At 63.4% G+C, this 21,540-nt stretch carries 18 protein-coding genes; 10 read left to right on the top strand and 8 right to left on the bottom strand.

Features of this window, described 5'->3' with window-relative positions; genetic code table 11:
• Window positions 1-538 precede the first annotated feature (538 nt).
• A complete protein-coding gene (locus MR825_RS09470) occupies window positions 539-1,339 on the top strand; it encodes a DAPG hydrolase family protein (RefSeq protein ID WP_256176277.1) in 801 nt (266 codons plus the stop codon).
• 65 nt (window positions 1,340-1,404) lie between these two features.
• Complete coding sequence (locus MR825_RS09465; protein WP_186907188.1) at window positions 1,405-2,682, top strand: MFS transporter; 1,278 nt, start codon at window positions 1,405-1,407, stop codon at window positions 2,680-2,682.
• A 72-nt stretch (window positions 2,683-2,754) separates the two neighbouring features.
• Here the strand turns inward: MR825_RS09465 and hprK are convergent, their stop codons facing one another.
• Window positions 2,755-3,711 carry an HPr(Ser) kinase/phosphatase gene (gene hprK, locus MR825_RS09460; protein ID WP_186907187.1) on the bottom strand — a complete coding sequence of 319 codons (957 nt, stop codon included), beginning with the start codon at window positions 3,709-3,711 and terminating at the stop codon, window positions 2,755-2,757.
• Between the two features lie 148 nt (window positions 3,712-3,859).
• On the opposite strand from hprK, the gene MR825_RS09455 reads away from it, so the two are divergent.
• From MR825_RS09455 to rpmB, 5 genes are all read left to right on the top strand, one after another.
• Complete coding sequence (locus MR825_RS09455) at window positions 3,860-4,534, top strand: response regulator transcription factor (RefSeq protein WP_186907207.1); 675 nt, start codon at window positions 3,860-3,862, stop codon at window positions 4,532-4,534.
• The gene (locus MR825_RS09450; protein ID WP_287880387.1) at window positions 4,522-5,667 is read left to right on the top strand and encodes a HAMP domain-containing sensor histidine kinase; all 1,146 of its coding nucleotides are present in this window, start codon (window positions 4,522-4,524) and stop codon (window positions 5,665-5,667) included. The genes MR825_RS09455 and MR825_RS09450 overlap by 13 nt, the downstream gene beginning before the upstream one ends.
• A gap of 159 nt (window positions 5,668-5,826) precedes the next feature.
• Complete coding sequence (locus MR825_RS09445) at window positions 5,827-6,498, top strand: ABC transporter ATP-binding protein (protein ID WP_186907185.1); 672 nt, start codon at window positions 5,827-5,829, stop codon at window positions 6,496-6,498.
• Entirely contained in the window at window positions 6,495-8,972 is a 2,478-nt protein-coding gene (locus MR825_RS09440) for an ABC transporter permease (RefSeq protein WP_287880384.1), read from the top strand. Before MR825_RS09445 ends, MR825_RS09440 begins: the two co-directional genes overlap by 4 nt.
• Window positions 8,973-9,081: 109 nt before the next feature.
• Entirely contained in the window at window positions 9,082-9,270 is a 189-nt protein-coding gene (gene rpmB, locus MR825_RS09435; protein WP_033116638.1) for a 50S ribosomal protein L28, read from the top strand.
• Here the strand turns inward: rpmB and MR825_RS09430 are convergent.
• The gene (locus tag MR825_RS09430; protein ID WP_287880376.1) at window positions 9,254-10,537 is read right to left on the bottom strand and encodes a hypothetical protein; all 1,284 of its coding nucleotides are present in this window, start codon (window positions 10,535-10,537) and stop codon (window positions 9,254-9,256) included. The two genes, rpmB and MR825_RS09430, sit on opposite strands and share 17 nt — an antisense overlap.
• On the opposite strand from MR825_RS09430, the gene MR825_RS09425 reads away from it, so the two are divergent.
• Window positions 10,523-10,996 carry a superoxide dismutase family protein gene (locus MR825_RS09425; RefSeq protein WP_186907182.1) on the top strand — a complete coding sequence of 158 codons (474 nt, stop codon included), beginning with the start codon at window positions 10,523-10,525 and terminating at the stop codon, window positions 10,994-10,996. The genes MR825_RS09430 and MR825_RS09425 overlap by 15 nt on opposite strands.
• 44 nt (window positions 10,997-11,040) lie before the next feature.
• Here MR825_RS09425 and MR825_RS09420 read toward each other — a convergent pair whose 3' ends face one another.
• The 4 genes from MR825_RS09420 to MR825_RS09405 are packed head-to-tail and all read right to left on the bottom strand — an operon-like array spanning window position 11,041 to window position 16,841.
• A complete protein-coding gene (locus MR825_RS09420) occupies window positions 11,041-13,080 on the bottom strand; it encodes an S-layer homology domain-containing protein (RefSeq protein ID WP_287880373.1) in 2,040 nt (679 codons plus the stop codon).
• 24 nt (window positions 13,081-13,104) lie between these two features.
• A complete protein-coding gene (locus MR825_RS09415; RefSeq protein WP_287880371.1) occupies window positions 13,105-14,286 on the bottom strand; it encodes an ABC transporter permease in 1,182 nt (393 codons plus the stop codon).
• The gene (locus tag MR825_RS09410) at window positions 14,283-15,020 is read right to left on the bottom strand and encodes an ABC transporter ATP-binding protein (RefSeq protein ID WP_287880368.1); all 738 of its coding nucleotides are present in this window, start codon (window positions 15,018-15,020) and stop codon (window positions 14,283-14,285) included. Before MR825_RS09410 ends, MR825_RS09415 begins: the two co-directional genes overlap by 4 nt.
• 15 nt (window positions 15,021-15,035) lie before the next feature.
• A complete protein-coding gene (locus MR825_RS09405; protein ID WP_287880365.1) occupies window positions 15,036-16,841 on the bottom strand; it encodes an efflux RND transporter periplasmic adaptor subunit in 1,806 nt (601 codons plus the stop codon).
• 472 nt (window positions 16,842-17,313) lie between these two features.
• Between MR825_RS09405 and MR825_RS09400 the strand changes: the two genes are divergently transcribed.
• Window positions 17,314-17,991, top strand: coding sequence for a response regulator transcription factor (locus MR825_RS09400; RefSeq protein WP_287880363.1), 678 nt, complete (start codon window positions 17,314-17,316; stop codon window positions 17,989-17,991).
• On the top strand, window positions 17,988-19,259 hold the full coding sequence (locus tag MR825_RS09395) for a sensor histidine kinase (protein ID WP_287880362.1): 1,272 nt from the start codon (window positions 17,988-17,990) through the stop codon (window positions 19,257-19,259). The genes MR825_RS09400 and MR825_RS09395 overlap by 4 nt, the downstream gene beginning before the upstream one ends.
• 186 nt (window positions 19,260-19,445) lie before the next feature.
• Here the strand turns inward: MR825_RS09395 and MR825_RS09390 are convergent, their stop codons facing one another.
• Together MR825_RS09390 and sigG are read right to left on the bottom strand one after the other, a co-directional pair.
• Complete coding sequence (locus MR825_RS09390) at window positions 19,446-20,534, bottom strand: ornithine cyclodeaminase family domain (RefSeq protein ID WP_287880360.1); 1,089 nt, start codon at window positions 20,532-20,534, stop codon at window positions 19,446-19,448.
• Window positions 20,535-20,662: 128 nt separating this feature from the next.
• The gene (sigG, locus tag MR825_RS09385) at window positions 20,663-21,433 is read right to left on the bottom strand and encodes an RNA polymerase sporulation sigma factor SigG (RefSeq protein ID WP_186907175.1); all 771 of its coding nucleotides are present in this window, start codon (window positions 21,431-21,433) and stop codon (window positions 20,663-20,665) included.
• Window positions 21,434-21,540 lie beyond the last annotated feature (107 nt).

Below are 21,540 nucleotides of genomic sequence, written 5' to 3'. Positions count from 1 at the left end.
TGAAAATCTGCAGATGCCGATTGCTTTCAAGCCAGTATAAATTACAGATAAAGCATCACATACCGAATAGGTAATATCCGTGTTTGGTCCTGTTGACACTACTGTAGAAATCCAGTTTATTCTTGACTAATCTCAAAAATTTTTGCCCCCATAAAAGAGGTTGGCTCCCCTCACTCCTTAGCCAGCTGTCTCCCGTTCATTCTTGCTAAAATTTTTCAAAATGTTTCAAAATGCACCGCGATCTTCACCATGGACTCCTGCACGGCCTCCTCGGCCAGCAGCATCAGGCACAGCGTCAGCATATCCGCCCTCCTCTTCGCATCCGTTTAGCCTCAGTATAGCACATCCCGCCCGGCTGTAAAACCGTTTCGTCTGTCTCTATCCATTTGTTCAAAAGTAATACAACTGTATCTTTCCCTGCGGGGACCCTGCGCCCAAACCGGCCCGTCCTGTCGTGGGTCAGGGGCGCAAATCCCGCTTTTTACGATTTGGCACGATTCTTGCAATATATGCAGCGCAAGAGAGGAGGTTTCACTGTATGGGAAGGAAAATCCCCATCACCCCGGAGCAGGAGGCCCTGCCGATCAGCAAGTATTACCACAGGGAGCCGGCCCCGATCCCGGCGGAAAAGCTGGCGCTGCTGGCCAAGGGCCCCTGCGATCCCGGCTGCGCGCTGGACATCCACCACCGCAACGACCTGTTTCTGTCCGGCTACCTGCCGGTAGAGACCGGCTACTGCGTGCTGGAGGACGGCACCGGCTTCGTTGCGAATCATACGGCCATGCCCGGCGTCACAGCGGAGATGTTCGACTGGTGGTTCGCCTGGCACGGCTGCGGCCCCCTGCGCTATACCATATGGGACCCGGAGGACCACACCGGCGCCGTGTCCCTCAACTATGGACAGGCCCGCTGCGCCGCCCTGTCCATGAAGGAGCGCTACTGGGGCACCACCCACATCATCCGGGAGGACATCGGCATGGGCGCCGACGAGCTCTTTGCCAGCTTCCGGGAACCCCGCGAGCTGGGCTATGAGCAGGACAAGATCGGCACGGACGCCTGCTCCACCATCGTCTGCGCCAACTCAGGCACCACCAGGTCCGCCCAGATGAGCGTGGTGATGACCCATTTCCTGCGCAGCGTCCCCGGCGGCAGCGAGCTGCGCACCCGCTTCTGGATGGGCTGGCACATCATCTCCGGCAAGGCCCGCCGGATGCTGCCCGAGGGGGCGGCGCTGCCCATTGAAGTCCCCCGCGCCCTGGTCTACCACAACGCAAAGGAATTCACCAACCTGGCCGCCATCCTGCCCCAGGTCTACGCCGAGGAACGGGACCGTTTCTGAGCGGGCGGATGCTCCAACGTTTTTCACTCTACCGTCTTTTTACTACACGACAGGAGGAATCGTTCATGAATCAAGCACCTGACAAACAGCTCACCAACAGCAATTTCGGCAAGTGGGGCTGGAGTATGATCCTTTACTCCATGCTGCTCTACTACTTCTGGGCCGGCCTGGCCGTGGACGGCCTGAACGTCTACCCGGGCGCCTTCGCCGCTCTGCACGGCTGGGATCCCAACGTACTGCTGGGCTTCGCCACCCCCGCCGGCATCATCGGCGTGCTGGGCGGCATCGTCTTCGGCCGCCTGGTCATGAAGACCGGCGTGCGCATCCTGTGCACCTTTACCCTGGTCCTCACCGGCCTGCTCTACATCTGGTTCGGCCACGTGAACTCCCCCGTGCTGTTTTTGGTCTGCCTGACCCTGTTCACCTTTATTTCCAACGCCTTCGGTCTGATCGGCACTTCCACTCTGATGAACAACTGGTTCCCCCGCAAGAAGGGCATCGCCCTGGGCTGGGCCACCATGGGCGCCCCCCTGTGCACCGCCACCTTCGTCGCCATCCTCTCCGGTCTGTTCGGCAAGTTCGGCGTCCCCACCGGCTGCACCATCGTGGGCGTGGTCGTCGTCATCTTCGGCCTGGCCTCCCTCGTCTGGGTGAAGGACTATCCCCACGACGTGGGCGCTTACCCGGATAACATCAAAGCCGAGGGCGTGGACTTCAAAGCTCAGGCGGAGGCCGTCCGCAGCCACAAGAGCGCTTTCACGGTATCCAAACTGCTCCGGGACAAGGACATGTGGTGCATGGGCCTGGGCTTCGGCCTGCTGTGGATGGTCACCGTCGGCATCGTCAGCCAGTTCGTGCCCCGCATGATCAGCGTGGGCAATTCCCAGCCCGCCGCCCTGATGATGCTCACCGCGGCCGCCGTCGTGGGCCTGTTCGGCAGCTATTTCTGGGGCTGGCTGGACCAGAAGGTCGGCACCAAGCCCGCCAGCGTGGTCTACTCCGCCTCCTACATCATCGCCCTGCTGCTGCTCATCTTCGCCAAGCTGCCCATCTTCACCTACATCGCCATCGTCTTTGTGGGCCTGGGCATCGGCGGCCTGCTGAACCTGATGCCCTCCATGGTCATCTCCGTGTACGGCAAGTATGACTTCACCGCCGCCAACAGCCTCGTCTCTCCCATCGCCTCCCTGCTGCAGAAGTTCGCCTTCCTCATCATGGCCGTGCTGCTGGGCGTCTCCGGAGGCGACTATGCCCTGCCCTACGGCGTGTTCATCGTCATCGACGTCATCGGCGCGGCGCTGCTGCTGTGCGTCACCGGCAAGTGCAAGGGCAAACAGGACTGAGCTTCTCCCCGCCGCCCGCCGGCGGAAAACAACGCGCGCCCGGCCATCTGGCCGGGCGCGCGTTGTTCTGCTTTATTCCTGTTTCATCTGGGCGCTCATCGCTTGGTCAAAATGCTCGTTGATCTGCTTGGTGAATTCCAGCGCGGCGTTATAGCCCATCTTCTTGTGGCGGTTGTTCATGGCCGCCACCTCCACGATGACCGCCAGGTTCCGCCCCGGCTTTACCGGCACCGTCAGAGAGGGCACCTGCACGTCCAGGATCGTGGTGTACAGGTTCTCCAGGCCCAGGCGGTCATACATGGCCCCATCCTTCCACTGCTCCAGATTGATGACCATGTCGATCTCCGCCTCGTCCTTAACGGCGCTCATACCGAACAGCCGGCGCACGTCGATGACGCCGATGCCCCGCAGCTCGATATAGTGCCGGATCAGTTCCGGCGCGCTGCCCATCAGGCGCATGGCGGCGGTGCGTTTGATCTCCACCGCGTCGTCCGCGATCAGGCGGTGTCCCCGCTTGACCAGCTCGATGGCGGTCTCGCTTTTGCCCACGCCGGATTCGCCCAGCAGAAGCACACCCTCGCCGTACACATCCACCAGCACGCCGTGGCGGGTGATCCGGGGCGAAAGGTAGTTTTTCAACGCGGCGATGACGTTGCTCATAAACACCGAGGTGGTGTCCTGGCTGCGCAGGATCGTGCGGTCGTACTTCTCCGCCATCTCCATACACTCCGGGTAAGGCTCCATACCCCGGGAAATGATGAGCGCGGGGATCTCCTGGCTCAGGAGCTGCTCAAAGCTCTCCCGCCGCTGCTCCTCCGTCAGGCCGGACAGATAGGTGGTCTCCACCCGCCCGATGACCTGAAGCCGCTTGGGATCAAAATAATCGAAAAAGCCGGTGAGCTGGAGCCCGGGACGGTTCACGTCCTCCGTGCGGATGGGCCGCTCCGCGTACCCTTCCGCGCCCCGCAGCACCTCCAGATTGAATTCCTGGATCAGTTTCCCCAGCTTTACGCTGTAAAGGCTCTCCATCGGCGTCGCCTCCTTCTCTATAGCCGTAGTATACCATCGTTGACGGCCGGTTTGCAACTGCGGATGGAAAAAAGACCGGGGGCGTGGTATGCTGGTCTTGAGAAAATCTTGAGATTTTCACCGTATCCTGCGGATGGGAGATGACGATATGGCGGATACGCTTTTACTGGCGGATGACGAGGCGGGCATCACGGCGCTGATGCGGCAGTATTTTGAAGCGGCCGGCTACCGGGTGGTCTGCGCTTCCAGCGGGCGGGAGGCCCTGGAGCGGCTCTCCTGCAGGCCCGACCTGATCCTGCTGGATATCAGCATGCCGGATGTGGACGGGCTGGAGGTCTGCCGCCGAATCCGGTCCCACGTATCCTGCCCCATTCTCTTTCTGACCGCCCGGATCGAAACGGCGGACAAGGTACTGGGCTTTCAGGCCGGGGGCGACGATTACATTGTCAAGCCCTTCGACCTGGATGAGCTGGGCGCCCGGGTGGCCGCCCACCTGCGCCGGGAGCGCCGGGGGCCTCGGCGCCCCGCCCTGCGCTGCTTCGGAGCGCTGACCATCGACTATGAGAGCCGGACGGCTGAGGTGGGCGGCACAACGGTGCCCCTGTCCAAAAAGGAGTTCGACATCGTGGCCCTGCTCTCCCTCCACGATGGGCAGGTCTTCGACCGGGAGCGCATCTACGAGCGGGTGTGGGGGCTGGAGGGCGACGGCAGCAGCGATACCGTCATGGAGCACATCCGCAAGATCCGCGCCAAGCTGGGGCGCTGTACCAAGCACGAATACATCCATACGGTCTGGGGGGTGGGGTACAAATGGAACGGCTGAAGGGCATGGGACTCAAGCGCGCCCTCTTCTGGATCACCCTCTGGTGTCTGTCGGGGGCGGCCGCGGCCTGCGCCGCCCTGATCTTGGGGCTGGGCGCGCTGCAGCAGGCGGCCGCCCCCAGCGGCGTGGTACTTCAGATGGGAGAGCAGCCCGCCGTCCTCCAGCTTCCGGAGGTCTCCCGGGACCGGGCGGCCCTGGCCAACCTGCTAGGGGTGCTCCAGATCGTTTTGCCCGCAGTGGTGCTGGCGGGCAGCCTGCTGCTGGCGGGCGGGCTCTTCTACCGCTGGAAGCTGAAAAAGCCGCTGGAGCGGCTCCAGGCCGGGACGGAGGGGATCATGGCGGGGGATCTGGACTTTGCGCTGCACACCGCCTCCGCCGACGAGTTGGGACGGCTGTGCTCCGCCTTTGAAGCGATGCGCCGCGCCCTGCTGGAGAGCAACCGGCGGCTGTGGCGGCAGGCCGAGGACCGCCAGCGGCTCAACGCCGCGTTCGCCCACGACCTGCGCAACCCGGTGACGGTGCTCAAGGGCTGTGCCCGGCTGCTGGAGCAAGGACTGGAGCAGGGCAGCCTGACGGCGGAGAGCGCCAAACCCGCCGTGGCGCTGATGGGGCAGTACGCCCGTCGGGTAGAGGGCTATGTGGAGGCCATGACCCGGGCCCAGCGGCTGGAGGACCTGACCTGCGCTCCCGCCCCGGTGGAGGCGGCCTGTTTTGCCGCCGCCCTGCAGCATGCGCTGACCCTTCTGGCACAGGGAGCCGGAAAAGCGCTCTCCTTTACCGCCGCTCCCCTGCCGGCGGTCCTGACGCTGGACCGGGCGCTGTTCCAGGAGGCGGCCGAGAACCTGTGCGCCAACGCCCTGCGGTATGCCCGCAGGGCGGTGCGCGTCTCCCTTACCCTTGAAAACGGTCTGCTGGCGCTGACGGTGGCCGACGACGGCCCGGGCTTCCCGTCCCCTGTGCTGGAGCGGGCGGGCGCCCCCTTCCTGCGGGGGACGGAGGGCTGCGACGGACACTTCGGCATGGGGCTTTACCTGTGCCGCATGCTGTGTGAAAAGCACGGAGGCGCCCTGACGCTGGAGAATGCCGGCGGCGGGGCGGTGGCGCAGGCCTGCTTCCAAATTTCCGCTTCTTGATGTTTTTTTGAGATTTATCCCTTACACTCCCCTTATACCGGCCGCTTCCGCAAACGCGCCTTTTCGTTTTGCGGCGCGGCGGCGCTGTGCGTCCGCGCCGCAAAACGTGTCCTGCCGCGGGCGGGAGCACAGGATCAATACGATCGGGGGATTGTTTTTATGCTGATCGAAGCAACCGAATTGTCCAAGCGCTACGGCTGCGGCGCCGGACAGGTGACTGCGCTGGATCGGGTCAGCCTGCGCATCCGGCAGGGAGAATTTCTATCCGTCATGGGGCCCTCAGGCAGCGGAAAAAGCACCCTGCTCCATCTGCTCAGCGCCCTGGATCAGCCAACCTCGGGCTGTGTGCGCTACGACGGGGCCGATCTGGGGCAGCTGGACGACCGGGCCCTGTCCGCTCTGCGGCGGCGGCGGGTGGGCTTTATCTTTCAGCAGTTCAATCTGCTGCCGGTGCTCACCGCCCGGGAAAACATCCTGCTGCCCCTGCTTCTGGACCGGCGCAGGCCAGACTCCAACCGGCTGGAGGAGCTGGCCGGTCCGCTGGGCATCGCCGACCGGCTGGAGCATCTGCCCCATGAGCTCTCCGGCGGGCAGCAGCAGCGGGTGGCCATCGCCCGGGCCCTGTGCGCCGACCCGGAGGTGCTCTTTGCCGACGAGCCCACGGGCAACCTGGACAGCAACAGCGGCCGGGAGGTCATGGAGCTTTTGCGCGACGTGAACGCCCGTCTGAACAAGACCGTGGTGGTCATCACCCATGACAGCCGGGTGGCCGCGCTGGCCTGCCGCAGGCTGGAGATGTGCGACGGGACGCTGCGGGAGGTGGAGGTATGAGAGGCTGCGCCGCCCTGGCCTGGAGGGAGCTGCGGGCGCAGCGGGTGACTTCGGTCCTCATTCTGCTGGCCGTGATCCTTTCCACCACCATGACCGCCGCCATCGGCCAGTCGCTGGGCACCCTGAACGCCCTGCGCCTGCAGCAGGCGGCCTCGCTCAACGGGAACCGGCATGTCACCCTGCACAACCTGACGGCGGAGCAGGCGCAGGCCATCTCCGCCGACGAACGGGTGGCGTTTGCCGGGCGGATAACGGCGCTGGGCACCTGCAGGCTGGAGAACAGCAGTTTGACGCTGCTGCTGCGGGAGTATGACGGCGGCGCCCTGAGCGCCTACAGCGCCAGCCTGAAGCTGGCGGAAGGCGCGCTGCCCCGGGCGGCGGGCGAGATCGCCCTGCCCCGGGATGTGCTGACACTGCTGGGCTACTCCGGCGGCCCGGGCGGCACCCTCGTCCTTCCCCTGCAGATTTCCCGCATCCAGGACGCCGCGCCCAGCCATTCCTACACGGCGGAATTCACCCTGACCGGCATCTTTGAGAGCAGTTATGTGGGCTATGTCAGCCGTTCCGTAGCAGGCGCGGCAGGTCCCGGTTCGGCGGCAGAGCTGCTGCCGGAGCGCTATCAGGTATACAGTCTGGACCTGCGGCTTCGGGAGCCGGAACGTCTCCAGGAGACGGTGGACGATCTGGCCGGGCAATTCGATCTTCCGCAGGCCTGCATCCAGTATAACGACACCCTGCTGGACGCTTTGGGCGTCTCCTACCGGGGAAAAGGCGCTTCGGACGCCGGCGGGGCGGGTTTCCCCTATCTGGCCGCCGCCGGAGTTCTGGTGGCCGCTCTGGTGCTGCTGGCGGCCGGGCTGGTCATCTTTAATATTCTGAAGATCGCCGTCACCAAGCGCATCCGCTGCTACGGCACCCTGCGCGCTCTGGGGGCCGGGCGGGGACAGCTTTACGCGCTGGTCGGGCTGCAGCTGCTGCTGTGTGGCGCGGGCATCCCGGCGGGGGCGGTCCTGGGACTTCTCTGCGCCAAGGGCATCACGCTGGCGGTCACCGCGCTCTTCTCCCCCAACGTGCTCCTGGCGGGCAGCCGGGAAGAACTGGCCGCACTCATCCAGCAGAACAGCGCCGTCAGGCTGCCGTCCCTGCTCCTCAGCGGGGGGATCACGCTGCTCTTCGCCGCCCTGGCCGCCCTGCCTGCCGCACGGTACGCCGCGCGGGTCTCCCCCACCGCCGCCATGGCCGGTCCGGCACTGCGCATCCGCCGGCACGGCCGCCGGCTGCGTCCCATCCGCTCCTTTCCCGCGTTCTATGCCCGGATGAATCTGAAGCGCAGCCCCGGACGCACCGCCATCACGATCTGCTCCCTGGTGATGAGCATTACCGTCTTCGTGGCCCTGCAGAACTTCAGCGGACTGCTGGACGCCTCCCGCCGCGTGGAGCAGATGCATCTGGGCGACTATGCCGTATCCAATCTGGACGCGGGCTTTTTGCCCGCCGACGTGGAGGCCCTGGCGGACGACCCGGCGGTATCCGGCTTGTCCACCCTCAAGCACAAGGTCTACCAGCAGGATGCGTCCGGCGCGCTGGAGTTGGATACCGACCTGCTCCTTCAGAGCGGCGAGGTGCTTCATCTGGTCGGGCTGGACGACAAGCGGCTGTGCAAACTGGCCGACGGGCTCTCCCCCGCCGCTCTGGAGGAGCTGCTGGCGGGCCGCTCCTGTCTGGCCGCAGGGCCGATCCCGTTTTCCTTCGACGGCGAGACTTATCCAGGCACCCAGGTAGAGGCAGGGATGCGCCTTACGGTTTCCGGCGTCGCTCTGACGGTGGCCGGCATCAGCCCCGCCCGGATCACCCCGGAGGGAGAGGGATTTCTCAACGGCGTGCAGGTCATCGTCTCAGACGGGCTCTTTGACCGGCTCACCGGTCTGAGCGGATACAACGAGCTCTATCTCACCCTGTCCGAGGGGACCGACCGCGCCGCGCTGGAGACGCGGCTGGACGCGCTGTGCGCCGGCAGCGGCGGCTACTGGCTCTCCTATGAGAACACCGACCGGCAGTTGGCGGAGAGCTATGCTCAAATCTCCCTGCTCTGCTGGGGCCTGATCCTGTTCATCGGCGCCATCGGCGTACTCAACATCGTCAACACCGTATTCACCAACATCCATACCCGCCTGAGCGAGATCGGCGTACAGCGCGCCATCGGCATGAGCACCGGGGACCTGTACCGCACCTTTCTGTGGGAGGGGGTCTATTACGGCGCCGCCGCAGCCGTACTGGGCGCTGCCGCAGGCTACGGGTGCACCGTCCTGGTACAGGCCGCCGTCACCGATACGCTGCAATGGGTCCCCTTCCCCGCCGTCCCCGTGCTTCAGGCCGCCGCAGCGTCTCTGCTCGCCTGCCTGCTGGCCACCTGCGCGCCCCTGCGCAGCGTGGGGCGAATGGACCCTGTGACCGCCATTGCAGGCGCGGAATGAGAAAAGGGGCGTTTTTTTCAAATTTCCTCTTGCATTTTCCGCCTGATTCTGCTAATATATCATTCGATGCTTTATAAAGCTATCCCTTAAAGCGAGGAGGTATAAGCGAATGGCCAAATGTGAATTTTGCGATAAGGGCGTTGTGTTCGGTATCCAGGTCTCCCACTCCCACCGCCGCTCCAACCGTCCCTGGAAGCCCAACGTGAAGCGCGTCAAGGCGATTGTAAACGGTACGCCCAAGCACGTGTACGTGTGCACCAGATGCCTCCGTTCGGGTAAGGTCACCCGCGCTGTGTAATAGGCACGACATCAGGCACAAATCCCCAGAACCGTTCCGGTTCTGGGGATTTTTCTTTTTGAGATCCCTTCCGATTCGAATCGATCCTTTGGGTAAATTCCCTGTCCGGCGTCGCCCCGGCCTCCAGGACGGTGGCTGTGGACTTGGGGATGCTCCGCCCCTGAAAATCCTCCACTGGAACGTCCACCGGGCGGGCCGCCTTCTCGCCCTCCGGGTGGAAGCGCTCCGACTGGTTCTGCAAACGGTTGTAATCCCCGGCAAATCCCGCATTCGCGGCCCCTACGCCGTCATCCCCGGTTTGCCCCCCGGAATTTTGGGCAGACTGGGTATTGCCCTTTGCGGAGGAATCTGCTATAATTGGGGCAGAGTTAGAGGTGCTATCGGTATGCAGGGACGTTGTATTGACGGTTTGGGCGCTTGCGCCCCCCTGGGAACCAGCACCTCTAATTTGATTTTTATACTTGTCCATGAACTTTTCTGTGGACATGCCGATCATGTTTAGCACCTGTAGAGAGTTGCGCTCTCCGGAAACTGTTTCAAGGATCACCGAATACCCGTTGATTTTCTTTGCGAGCCTGATTTTCTGTTTTCCCCGATAATTCTCGACCGCAAGAATGTAATCAAAATTGTCCACGTAGTCGGGGATATTGAAGAAGTCCTGCTTTGAAAGAGAAATGTCGCCTGCCTGCTTTGCGTCGCTATGTTGCAAATAAGCGTGGCGCAAACTGTCTGCGTCCAGTTCGAGATAATACCCGTCAATGTCGACTGTTGAGTCTACGCCACGAACTGCATCTGCAAAACGCGTCCCCACCTTCCCGTATCCACGCACTTCTCCGTTGGATTTTCCGCCTATCGCGGACAAGATGAAATCCTTTACGGCCTTCGCAGTCGTGAGGATAGGTGATTTTCCGCTTTCCAAAAGTCTGGCCTTTTTATTTCGGGTATGCCCAGTTTTTCCTGTGTTTAAATAAGCCTGTATATCCGTTTCTGTCAGTCTGGTGTTGTCCCCCGTCTCCCCCGTGGAGGCGGTTTTATTTTTCCCTGCCGCCTCCACAGCGCCCGCAGGAGCGGCGTTTGCTGTCCGGATGGGACGGGTGCCGCCAATATACACCGCAGTCCGGTGGAACAAGGCCGCCCGCGCTGCGTAATCGTGAGACGGAAACAGGATCAGCCGAACTCGGCTGGTCCTGTTTTGGTTGGTCCGGGACGGGGCCGGGCCGCATACGCTGGGGTAAGATTGGAGGCGTTTGCCATGAACCGTGCTCATTCTCCCCTGCCCCAGGTCCTGCTGGAGGGCGTCCCGGCGCTCCGCGCTGTGCTGCGTGGAAACGGCGCCTATCCCGGTCTGCTGGGAGAAGTCCTGCTCTATCCCTGGCAGGAGGGTACTCTGCTGGTCACGCGGGCCGCCGGGCTGCCGCGGGACGGCTTTTTTGCCCTGCATATCCATACGCTGGGCTGCTGCCGCACCGGAGGCGATATCCCCTTTTATTGCGCCGGGGGACATTTCGACCCGCAGCAGCAACCTCACCCGGACCACGCCGGAGACCTGCCGGTGCTGCTCTCCCACCGCGGGCGGGCCTTTTCGGTGACGTTTACCGGGCGCTTCCGGCCAGAGGAGGTGCTGGGCCGGTCCGTTGTCCTCCATGAAAGCCCGGACGATTACCGCTCCCAGCCGGCTGGAGACGCGGGCGGCCGCATCGCCTGCGGCGTGATCGAAGCATTTTGAACGCAAGCGGACTCCCGCGTCGGGATGCGGGAGTCCGCTTGCGTTTATTCCGTGCAGATGACCCACACCCGGGCGTTGGCGCCCAAGGCGCCGCTGTAATAGACGGTAAAGCGGTCCGCGTAGGACTTGGCCGCCTCCAGCGTCGTCCACCGGCCGGTGGCGGTATTGTAGACCTGTACGTTGTCCGCCAAAGGCACCCGGATCTCATCCACTACCACAGCATCGCCGCCGTCAAAGGCGGAGCGGGCGATGTTTCTCGCCTTGGTCAGGGTCACCGCCCCCGCCAGGGTCCCCTTGGCGGTCCCGGCTATACCGCCCACGTCGCCGTTTTTCAGGGACAGGCCGGTAATGTATGCCTGCGTGGTACCCGCGCTGTTCTTCACCGCGATGGTCTTGTTGGTCACGGTATCGTCGGAGCTGATGCCCGCCGAGGTCTTGGTGTCGGCGACCAGGAAACCGTAGGTATAGGCGTAGCCGGTAGCGTCGTCCAGCAGCAGCAGGCAGACCCGCCCCTCGTCGTCGGTGGCGTAGAAGTCGATGCGCGCGGAGGAGACGGTATCGCTCAGAATGTAGTCCAATCCGATCTCCACCACAGGGCCGGCGCCCACCCGCTCATAGATCTTCACGCCGTCGGACAACGGAATACTGCCCAGCGCGGCCGCAGAGACGTTGAGGCTGTACCGGCAGCTTTTGGAAAGGGCGTTGACCGAGAGCTGATTCACGCCGATGGAACTGACCTTCACCAGGTCGCCCGCCTGGGCGGAGCCGGAGGCGATCGTTCCCTTGACGGTAAGCCCGCAGGTCAGCGCCACGCTGCCGTCGCTCCCCAGCACGCCGTACAGCTCTCCCTTTTTCTCCGAGGTGGTATAGGCCGCGGCTACCTCGCCCGCGCCGTTCAGGACCACGGTCAGCCGGTCGCCCACCGCGAACCGGGACAGACCGGCCCGGGCGGTATCGGCCACGTCCAGCGTGATCCCCAGCAGAGTGATTCGGGTGGGCGAGCCGGTGTTGGGCGCGGCGTTCTCATAGTAGCCGGTGAGGGTCACGCCCTCGTAGGCCACCGCCTCCGAGGCCACGATCAGCTCCAGGTTTCCGGAGCTTGCATAGTACAGCGTCGTCCGGGCACGGCCCGCCAGGTCGTACCAGCAATCGCCGTAGGTCTTTTTTTCCCCGTCCAGTAGGACGGGAAGCGCACTGTTGACGGAATACTCCGCCCCATCCGCTCCGGTCAGGGCGCTGGCGGTCGTCTTGGCGGGCACGACCTGCCGGCAGACCGTGTCGTCGGGCAAAAAGCCCGACGCCTTGCCGGCGCTGTCCAGCAGCAGGGTGCCCTTCCGCCCAACCAGAAGCTCGGGCAGACAGTCAGCCTGCTCATAGCAGGTCAGGGCGTTGTCGGCGTAGACCAGGGCGGTGTGCAGCGTACCGTCGGGCGCCTCGCTGTCGTTGTCCAGCAGCAGCGCGTTCTTGATCGCGGAGCTGCAAAGGGCGGTGTAGTAGTCCCGGCCGTCGGCGGTGGTCTGATCCAGCAGGTGGTAGAGCAAAAGCGCCGCGTCGCCCCGGCTCAGCGCCCGGGCCGCCGTCTTGTCCAGCCCGTCCAGCAGGCCCAGGGAATCGGCCAGGGACATAGCATCCTCCGGCCAGAAGGGGCCGATGGCGTCGTCGGTATAGCCCAGCAGATGCAGCACGATGGTAGCGGCCTGTGCCGTGGTCACCGCATCATCTGGGCCGAAGGTGCCGTCGCCGTAGCCGGAGACCAGTCCCTCCTCATACGCCAGGTTCACATAGGGCGCCGCCCAATTGGAGCCGGGCACGTCGGAAAACAGAGTGCGGTAGGCGCCGGCATTGATCTTGTCCCCATGGCCCTCAGCCAGCACGGCCAGCTTGCAGAACTGGGCGCGGGTCAGGCTGTCCTCCGGGTGATAGGAACCGTCGCTGCAGCCGGAGACGATGCCCAGGCCGGCGAGCACCTCCACCGCCTCCTCCACGCCGGTCTCGTCCGCGGCCAGGGCCGCCGGAATGCAGGCGCCGATGATCCCCAGGCAAAGCCCCGCCGCCAGCAGCAGGGCGAGAATACGCTGTTTCATCTGTGATTCTCCTCTCAACTCCATTTAGTCGGCCCTCAGCGCATCCACCGGCTGGAGATTGGATGCCTTGGCCGCCGGATAGATTCCGAACACGATGCCGATGACCACGGAAAACGCGAACGCCCCCGCGCTGACCAGCGCACTGGGAAACAGGATCAGGTCGTACATCGCCTTGCCCAGGATCAGCGAGAGAAGATAACCCAGGGCGATGCCGATGACCCCGCCCATGGCGCTCAGAATAGCGGCCTCCACCAGGAACTGGGTGACGATCTCCCGCCGGGGGGCTCCAATGGATTTTTTGATGCCGATCTCCCGGGTACGCTCGGTCACGGTGACCAGCATGATATTCATGATGCCGATGCCGCCTACCAGCAGGGCGATTCCCGCGATCCCGCCCAGCACCACGCTCATGGAGGTCGTCTCCTCGGTGGATTCGCTCATGGCGGAGTTTCCATCCTCCAGCCGATAGGTGCCGACGCTGGAATCGATGGTCTCGTCCAGAACGGTTTCCAGGCGGCGGATGACCGTGTCCACATTGTCCGACTTGTCTACCTTGACGGTAAAACCGGTCAGATGATCGGTGCTCATCAGGGAGCGGGCCATGGAATAGGGGATGCTCACCATATCGTCCATGGACTCCTCCGTCCCCCCGTCCTTCTGGTAGTAGGTTCCCACCACTTCAAAGGGCACGCCGCCCAGATAGACGGTCTGCCCGATGGGATCGGCGTACTGGAACAGGCTCTGCGCCACATAGGCCCCCAGCACGCACACGTGGCTGCGGTTTTCCACGTCGTAGCGGCTCAGATCCCGGCCGTTCTCCAGCACGTAGTTGTTGCAGGCGGCAAACTGGTCGCTGCCGAAATAGATGCTGCCAGTGTCCAGGGTGGCGGTTCGGTACTTCATCGGCAGAGTGGTGGTGAGGGACGGGCTGACGCCCAGCACCAGGTCCTTCAGCTCCCCGTTGCCGTAGTCATACAGCGTGTCCATCACGTCCACGGCCCGGCTGGTATCGTACCAGGTCACGCTGACGTTGACCTTGTTGACGCCCAGCTTCTCGTAATAGGCGGTGATGTCCGCGTTGTACCCGGACACCAGCGCCACCAGCACCAGCACGGCCGTCACGCCGATGATGATGCCCAGCATGGTCAGAAAGGAACGGCCCTTTTTCTCTTTGATCGCGTCAAGCGCCATGATGAGTGCATTCATAGCGCCGCCCTTCCCGCCCCGGCTGCGCCCAGCCCCGGGATGAGAACGCCGTCCCAGAGGCTGTCGTGGACGATCCTTCCATCCATGACCCGTACGGTACGGTCGGCCTGGGCCGCGATGCCGTTGTCGTGGGTGATGAGGATGACGGTGGTCCCCCCCGCATTGAGCTTTCGCATGAGCTGGAGCACCTGGGCGCCGGTCTTGGAGTCCAGGGCCCCGGTAGGCTCGTCGGCCATCAAAACCGGCGAGCGGGTGGCGATGGCCCGGGCGATGGCCACCCGCTGCTGCTGGCCGCCGGAGAGCTGGGAGGGGCGGTTTTCCGCCTTGGCGAGGATCTCCACCTGCTCCAGCGCCTCCAGTGCGCGCGCCCGGCGCTGGGCCGGCGGGACGCGCTGATACGCCATAGGCAGGGCCACGTTCTGCCACACGTTGAGGGATGGGATGAGGTTATACCCTTGGAAAATGAACGCGATGCGCCGGGAGCGGATGTCGCTGAGTTCCTTCTGGGTACGCCGGCGGATGGAGATGCCGTCCAGGTAGTACTCCCCGCGGGTGGGCACGTCCAGGCACCCCAAAAGATTCATCATGGTGGACTTTCCGGAGCCGGAGGTGCCGATGACGGCCACAAATTCCCCCTGGCCGATCTCCATAGTCACGCCGTCCAGGGCGTTGACCTGGTTTTCCTCCCCTTCGCCGTAAATCTTATATACGTCTTCCAATCGGATCAGGCTCATGGTATTCCCTCCTGTTCAGCCCATGGGGCCGCCGCCCATATTGCCGCCGGGCATGCCGCCCCCGGAGAAGTCCGGCATGCCCCCGCCGGAGAAGTCCATACCGCCGGGCATGGTGGATTCCTCGCTGCCGCCGCCCTGACTGGTGCTGTCGCCGCCGCTGGGCGCCGCCTGCTGATAGCGGGTGAAGACCTCCGTCCCCTCTTCCACGCCGGAGAGGATGCGGGCATAGCGGCTGTTCATCACGCCTACCTCTACCGGCACGGCGTAAAAGCCATCGGGGATCTCCGCATCCTCCAGGTCGACGGCGTTCTCCGGCCGGGCGTCCGCCTTGACAAAGAGGCAGGTTCCCTCACTGGTGCTCTTGAGGGCGGAGATGGGGGCCAGTACGCCCTCGGACGCATCGCCCACGGTAATGGTATAGGACACGTTGACGCCCGCGGACAGGTTCCCCTCGCTGGGGATGGTGATGGTGATGGGGAAATAGGCCACGCCGTTGCTGTTGGTGGCCTCGTAGCTGATCTCGCTCACCGTGCCGGTATAGGTCGTATCGCTCTCCGCCCCGGACTGGGTGATGGTCACCTCCATCCCCATCTCGACGCTGTCGATGTCCAGCTCGTCGATATTGGCGGAAATGGTCATGGAGTCCAGGTTATAGACCGACACGGCGGTCTGCCCCGCCTGACGGGGCTTTTCTCCCTCCCGGACGGCCACCAGGATGACCTTTCCGGAAATTTCCGCCGTGACGGCGTAATCTGCGCGTTTTTCCTCCGTTTCGGCAATCTTTTCCTCATAGGAGGCAATGCGTTCCTGGGTCTGCGTGATCTTTTTGCCGACAGACGCCGTCTGGGTCTGGTAATCCGTGCCGTCGATGACGAAGAGCGTCTCGCCCGCCGTGACCTTCTGGTAGTCCACCACGTTCACGTCCGTCAGCTCGCCGCCGGCCTGTGCGGTGAGCGTGCGGCTCTGCGCATACTTCAGGGCGCCCTCTACCGCGGGATAGATCTGCTCGCCGGCGGCGGACACCAGATAGCCCGCGCCGGTCATCCCCTCGGTCAGGGCGCCGGGGTTATCCAGGGTCACCGTTACGGCGAAGGTTCGGGCGCCCTCGGCGGTCAGCCGTTCCACCTTCTGGATCTCCGTGACCGTTCCGGAGAGGTTGAGCATCAGGCTGGCAATGGACACGCCTGCGTCCATGCCGACGAAAATCTCGTCCTCATAGACGTAGCTGAAATACTGGGTCAGGGTCATCTGGCTGTCGTCCACCAGCACGGCCAGTTTCCCGCCGCTCATAACGCTGTCGCCCGCGTCTGCGGCCACCTCGGTGATCCGGCCGGAGAACGGCGCGGTCACCGTCAGGGCGGCCATGGTCTCGCTGAGCTGTGCGAGCTGCTCATAGCAGTCGTCCAGCTCCTCCTCCAGCGTCGTGATCTCCTGCTCATATTCCTCGATCTGCTCGTCCAGTTCGGAGTCGTCCTGGGTGTAGAGCAAATCGCCCGCCGCCACCGTGTCGCCCGCGGAGACGTACACACCGGTGATCTCCGCGGCGGAGGCGGTTGTGACCGTCACGCTGTCGGCCGGCATGGTGGTCCCGGTGCCCTCAAGGGTGGTGGACAGGGAACCGTAGGTCGTACGCTCGGTCAGGGCTGCGGCCCCTTCGGTACGGAAGAACAGGGCCTTGACTCCAAACGCCGCCCCGCCCGCCAGAGCGAATGCCACGACCAGGATGATCAGGCGCTTCTTCGGAAATTTCCGCCGGGGCCGCCTTGCCGTTCCAGCCGTTTTTTCCTCGGCCGGTTTCCCGTTTTGTTCCATGATTGGCATATGCGCATCCTCCACTTCGTCCGCTTGATAGTGTGGAGTATAGCGTGACAACCTGAAATTACCCTGAAACTGTTGGTAAAGAATTTGTGAACGGGACGCTTTCCCCTGTCCCATCAGCTTTTTTCGTTCGAAGGCAAAGTTTTTCAGACAGATTTCAGATATTTGTGTATAATAATGTCTACTGAATCAACCGCCAGGCGGTTGATTCGTGCGGCCACTGCCGCATAACTTCATCAAAACGGGCTATAAACAGCCCGTTTGATGAAGTTTAGACATTGTTGCAATGCGTATTTCCGCCAAAGCGCCGTATTGCTCCAGCGGAAGGGGCAAGGTTTTCCGGCTCATCTGCCAAAAGCCTTGCGCCCGAACAACGCCAATCGGCCTTGAAAACCTTGGGATTCAAGGCCTTTGGCTTTGTTCCGTACGCATTATAATAGGGACCAAACGGGCCAACCGGAAAGGAACGAGCGATATGCGGATACTGATCGTGGAGGACGAGCGGCGGCTGGCCGAGGCGCTGGGCCAGATCATGGAGGAGCAGCGCTACCAGGCCGACCTGGTATACGACGGGGCGGACGGGCTGGACTACGGCCTGACGGGCCAGTACGACATGATCGTTCTGGATGTGATGCTGCCCAAGCTGGACGGCTTCGAGGTGGCGCGGCGGCTGCGGTGCGCCCATGTATCCACCCCGATCCTGATGCTCACCGCCCGGGACGAGGTGCCGGACAAGATCGCCGGGCTGGACCACGGGGCAGACGACTATATGACCAAACCCTTCGACGCAGGGGAGCTGCTGGCCCGGGTGCGGGCCCTCACCCGGAGGCAGGGGGAGGTGCTCACCGAGCAGCTCTCCGCCGGGGATCTGACGCTGGATCTGACCAGCCGCAGCCTGCGGCGGGGGGACAAATCCGTGCGGCTGGGCTTTAAGGAGTACGATGTGCTGCGGCTGCTCATGTCCACCCCAAAGGCGGTGGTTCCCAAGGAGGACATCATCGCCAAGGTGTGGGGGCTGGATTCGGAGGCGGAGGACAACAACGTGGAGGTGTACATCTCCTTTTTGCGCAAAAAGCTCGCCTTCCTGGGCTCCCGGGTGTCCATCGGCACGGTGCGCAAGGTGGGTTATCATCTGGAGGTGCCCGTACTATGATCCGCTCTCTGCGGCGAAAATTCATTCTGATCAATCTGCTGCTGGTGGGTCTGGTGCTGGCGGTGGTATTCGGCGTATTGGTGGGCTCCAACGCCCAGCGGCTGGGCGAGCAGAGCCGGGTCTCCCTGCGCATGGCCCTGGAGTGGGCCGACGGCGGCTCTCCGCCCCGCTTTGAGATTGCATCTCCGCCCGACGGCTGGGAACCGGACCGCTCCGGCCGGGAAAACAAGGCCCAGCATTTCTCCATGGTTCCCGTTTTCGTGGTGACGGTGGAGGACGGCCGGGTCACGGCCATCAACGACGGCGGCCAGGTGGCCGTATCCGACGAGGTGGCCTCCCAAGCCGTCCAGGAGGTCCTGTCGTCCGGTTCCGGCCAGGGCGTGCTGCATGGGCTGAGCCTGCGCTTTCAGGTGGAGCACGGCTCCGGCGGCGCATCGCGCATCGCGTTTGCCGACTGCAGCTGGGAGAGCGCTTCGCTGCGCAACCTGGTGCTCACCTGTCTTCTGGTGTGGGCCCTGGCTATGGTGGGTTTCTTCTTTATCAGCCTCTTTCTGGCCTCCCTGGCGGTTCGTCCGGTGGAAAAGGCCTGGAAGCAGCAGCGCCAGTTTGTAGCCGACGCCTCCCACGAGCTCAAGACCCCGCTCACCGTGATCCTGGCCAACACCGGCATCGTCCTCTCCCATAAGGAGAATACGGTGTCTTCCCAGGCCAAGTGGCTGGAGTACACCCGGGAGGAGGCCGCCCAGATGAAAGGCCTGGTGGATGATCTGCTCTTCCTGGCCAAGAGCGACGACGCCCGCCGCACCACCCGCCCCCTGGAGGTCTCCCTGAGCGAGCTGGCTCTGGGCTGCCTGCTCCCCTTCGAATCGGTGGCTTTTGAGGCGGGGGTATCCCTGGAGAGCGCGATCGCCCCCGGCGTAAGCGTGCTGGGCGATGAGGGACAGTTGCGCCGTCTGGTGATGATCCTGCTGGACAATGCCGTCAAGTATGCCGGGTCCGGCGGCCGCGCCGCGCTCACCCTCGTCCGGCAGCAGGACAAGGTCCGCCTCACGGTCCACAACACCGGCGCTCCCATCCCGGCGGAACACCTGCCCCATCTGTTTGAGCGCTTCTATCGGGTGGACGCGGCCCGGGACCGGGCGCAGGGCGGGTACGGCCTGGGCCTGGCCATCGCCAAAAGCGTGGCCGAGACCCACCACGGAAAAATCACCGTCTCCAGCAGCGCCGGGACGGGTACGTGCTTCACCGTCGTCCTGCCGCGCAAATAAGCGCAGCGGCCCCGCTGCAACGGGCTCCGGCCCGCAACGCGGAAGGTTCGGGCCATCGGCATCGGCAGCTGCAGCAGGTCGAAAACGGAAAGCATCCTGTCCGGTTTGATACCGGACAGGATGCTTTTTTCGTTTTCGGACCACCGGCGCACAGGCAGGGGGCCCTTCTTACGGCTGAACCGGCGCTCACTTCGCCAGTACGCCTTTTTGCACGTTGACGATAAAGTCCTGCACGTTGGTAACGATGGTCCGCACGGAAAGGCTGCCCCGGTCCCGCAGCTTGTTCACCGCAAACTCCGAAATATCCACCGAGTAGAAGTAGACCGGCCGGACCGCCCCGTCCACGACGCGGTAGGACGGAGTCATATTGCCGGTGGCCACCGTGTGGAGGGTGGACGCCATGCAGATGACGGTGGTGGCGCGCTTGACCTGCTCCCGCATGGCGTTCTGGCCTTCATACACGTTGCCGTAGACCTCGGGCAGCGGGCCGTCGTCCCGTACGGAGCCCACCAGCACATAGGGCACCTGGTTTTTCACGCACTCATAGAGGATGCCGTCTTTTACGTTCCCGCTGTTCACAAAAGCGGCGGTGGAGCCCAGCGCCCGGACCGCGTTGAGGGTGTCGATATGGTTGTAGTGGCCGTTGAGCTGGCTCTTCTGCGTATAAATGTCCTGGCCCAGCGCGGTGCGCAGGTAGCCCGCCTCCAGATCATGGGTGGCCAGGGCGTTGCCGGCCAGCAGAGCGTTGACATAGCCTCCCCGCACCAGAGCGGCAAAGGCGCTGCGGGCGTCCGCGTCAAAGGCGCAGGCGGGTCCCAGCACCCAGACGATATACCCGTGCTCCTTTTCATACCGAAGCAGCTCGTAGATCGAGTCGTAATCCATGGAATAGGCCGTCTCCCGGGAGCGCCCCTGACGGAAGGCAAAGGTCTCCCCTTCCCCGCCGGGCTGCTCAAAGCCCGCGGCGTGGACGTAGATCCCCTCAGAGCCGTCCTCGCTGCGCCCCACCACCACCGGCTCGCCCGCTTTCAGGTTGCGGAATTCCACCGCTGCCACCGCCCCGCCCCGAAGCACCGCCACACAGTCCATACGGCTCTCTTCTGCCAGCAACCACCGGCCGCCGATCTTGAAATATTCCGGAAAGATCGTGGTGGCGTGGTAGCCCTCCGGGGCTACCCCATCCCGGGGCGCCGGACGCAGGATGGCGTCCGGGACCGTTTGGAAGCGTGCCTGGCTGAAATCGGGCGCGCGGTATTCCGGCAGGATAAAGGACATGAAAAAAGACCTCCCTCATTTTGCTTTCTGCAAGCAGTATAGCACGGAAGGCCACCCTATGTAAAGCCGCCCGGCGGCGGCTTGGTCTGCGGCAAAGCGCTCGGCTGGCCGCACTTGCGGCGAAGCCTCTACAGGTTCTTTTTGATCTGGCTGATCGCGTTCTTTTCCAGGCGGGAGACCTGGGCCTGGGAAATGCCGACCTCGGCGGAGACTTCCATCTGGGTTTTGCCCTCGAAAAAGCGCAGGTTCAGGATCTTCCGCTCCCGGTCGCTCAGGCGGTTCATGGCCTCCTTCAGGGCGATCTGTTCCAGCCAGCTCTCGTCCGTATTTTTGGAATCCCTTACCTGATCCATCACGCAAATGGTGTCCCCGCCGTGGTCATAGACCGGCTCATACAGGGAGACCGGGTCCACGATGGCGTCCAGCGCGAAGACGACCTCCTCCCGCTTGATCTCCAGGATCTTGGCGATCTCCTCGATCGTGGGCTCCTTTTGGTGCTCGCTGATATACTTCTCCTTCGCCTGCAGTACCTTATAGGCCGTATCCCGCATGGAGCGGGACACCCGCAGGGAGCTGTTGTCCCGCAGATAGCGGCGGATCTCCCCCACGATCATGGGTACGCCGTAGGTGGAAAAGCGCACATCCAGATCCGTATTGAAATTATCGATGGCCTTAATCAGCCCGATACACCCCACCTGAAACAGATCATCCACATTTTCACCGCGGTTGGTGAACTTCTGGATCACCGAGAGCACCAGGCGCAGATTGCCCGCGATGAGCTGCTCCCGGGCCTCCATATCCCCCCCGCGCGCACGCTTCAACAGCTCCATGGTCTCCTCGCTTTTGAGCACCTTGAGCTTGGAGGTGTTCACCCCGCAGATCTCTACCTTGCCCTGCATTCCCATGGTTCCCTCCTGCTGAAAAACTGTGTTAACAGTATTTCCGGGGCGGTAGCTTTCATACGGCTGGGAACGCAACGATATTTTTTATCGTGGGACGCTTTTCG

Source organism: Lawsonibacter sp. (assembly GCF_022777125.1).
Classification (GTDB): domain Bacteria; phylum Bacillota; class Clostridia; order Oscillospirales; family Oscillospiraceae; genus Lawsonibacter_A; species Lawsonibacter_A hominis.
The sequence above is the reverse complement of the archived record's forward strand: the minus strand, read 5'-3'. Positions and strand labels throughout refer to the sequence as shown.

Bases quoted from the DNA above. Each gene is read 5' to 3' on its own strand.
- rpmB (WP_033116638.1), top strand. From the start codon at position 9,082: ATGGCCAAATGTGAATTTTGCGATAAGGGCGTTGTGTTCGGTATCCAG.
- MR825_RS09405 (WP_287880365.1), bottom strand. From the start codon at position 16,841: ATGCCAATCATGGAACAAAACGGGAAACCGGCCGAGGAAAAAACGGCT.
- MR825_RS09445 (WP_186907185.1), top strand. From the start codon at position 5,827: ATGCTGATCGAAGCAACCGAATTGTCCAAGCGCTACGGCTGCGGCGCC.
- MR825_RS09425 (WP_186907182.1), top strand. From the start codon at position 10,523: ATGAACCGTGCTCATTCTCCCCTGCCCCAGGTCCTGCTGGAGGGCGTC.
- MR825_RS09400 (WP_287880363.1), top strand. From the start codon at position 17,314: ATGCGGATACTGATCGTGGAGGACGAGCGGCGGCTGGCCGAGGCGCTG.
- MR825_RS09465 (WP_186907188.1), top strand. From the start codon at position 1,405: ATGAATCAAGCACCTGACAAACAGCTCACCAACAGCAATTTCGGCAAG.
- hprK (WP_186907187.1), bottom strand. From the start codon at position 3,711: ATGGAGAGCCTTTACAGCGTAAAGCTGGGGAAACTGATCCAGGAATTC.
- MR825_RS09390 (WP_287880360.1), bottom strand. From the start codon at position 20,534: ATGTCCTTTATCCTGCCGGAATACCGCGCGCCCGATTTCAGCCAGGCA.
- MR825_RS09450 (WP_287880387.1), top strand. From the start codon at position 4,522: ATGGAACGGCTGAAGGGCATGGGACTCAAGCGCGCCCTCTTCTGGATC.
- MR825_RS09415 (WP_287880371.1), bottom strand. From the start codon at position 14,286: ATGAATGCACTCATCATGGCGCTTGACGCGATCAAAGAGAAAAAGGGC.
- MR825_RS09440 (WP_287880384.1), top strand. From the start codon at position 6,495: ATGAGAGGCTGCGCCGCCCTGGCCTGGAGGGAGCTGCGGGCGCAGCGG.
- sigG (WP_186907175.1), bottom strand. From the start codon at position 21,433: ATGCAGGGCAAGGTAGAGATCTGCGGGGTGAACACCTCCAAGCTCAAG.
- MR825_RS09410 (WP_287880368.1), bottom strand. From the start codon at position 15,020: ATGAGCCTGATCCGATTGGAAGACGTATATAAGATTTACGGCGAAGGG.
- MR825_RS09430 (WP_287880376.1), bottom strand. From the start codon at position 10,537: ATGAGCACGGTTCATGGCAAACGCCTCCAATCTTACCCCAGCGTATGC.
- MR825_RS09470 (WP_256176277.1), top strand. From the start codon at position 539: ATGGGAAGGAAAATCCCCATCACCCCGGAGCAGGAGGCCCTGCCGATC.
- MR825_RS09455 (WP_186907207.1), top strand. From the start codon at position 3,860: ATGGCGGATACGCTTTTACTGGCGGATGACGAGGCGGGCATCACGGCG.
- MR825_RS09395 (WP_287880362.1), top strand. From the start codon at position 17,988: ATGATCCGCTCTCTGCGGCGAAAATTCATTCTGATCAATCTGCTGCTG.
- MR825_RS09420 (WP_287880373.1), bottom strand. From the start codon at position 13,080: ATGAAACAGCGTATTCTCGCCCTGCTGCTGGCGGCGGGGCTTTGCCTG.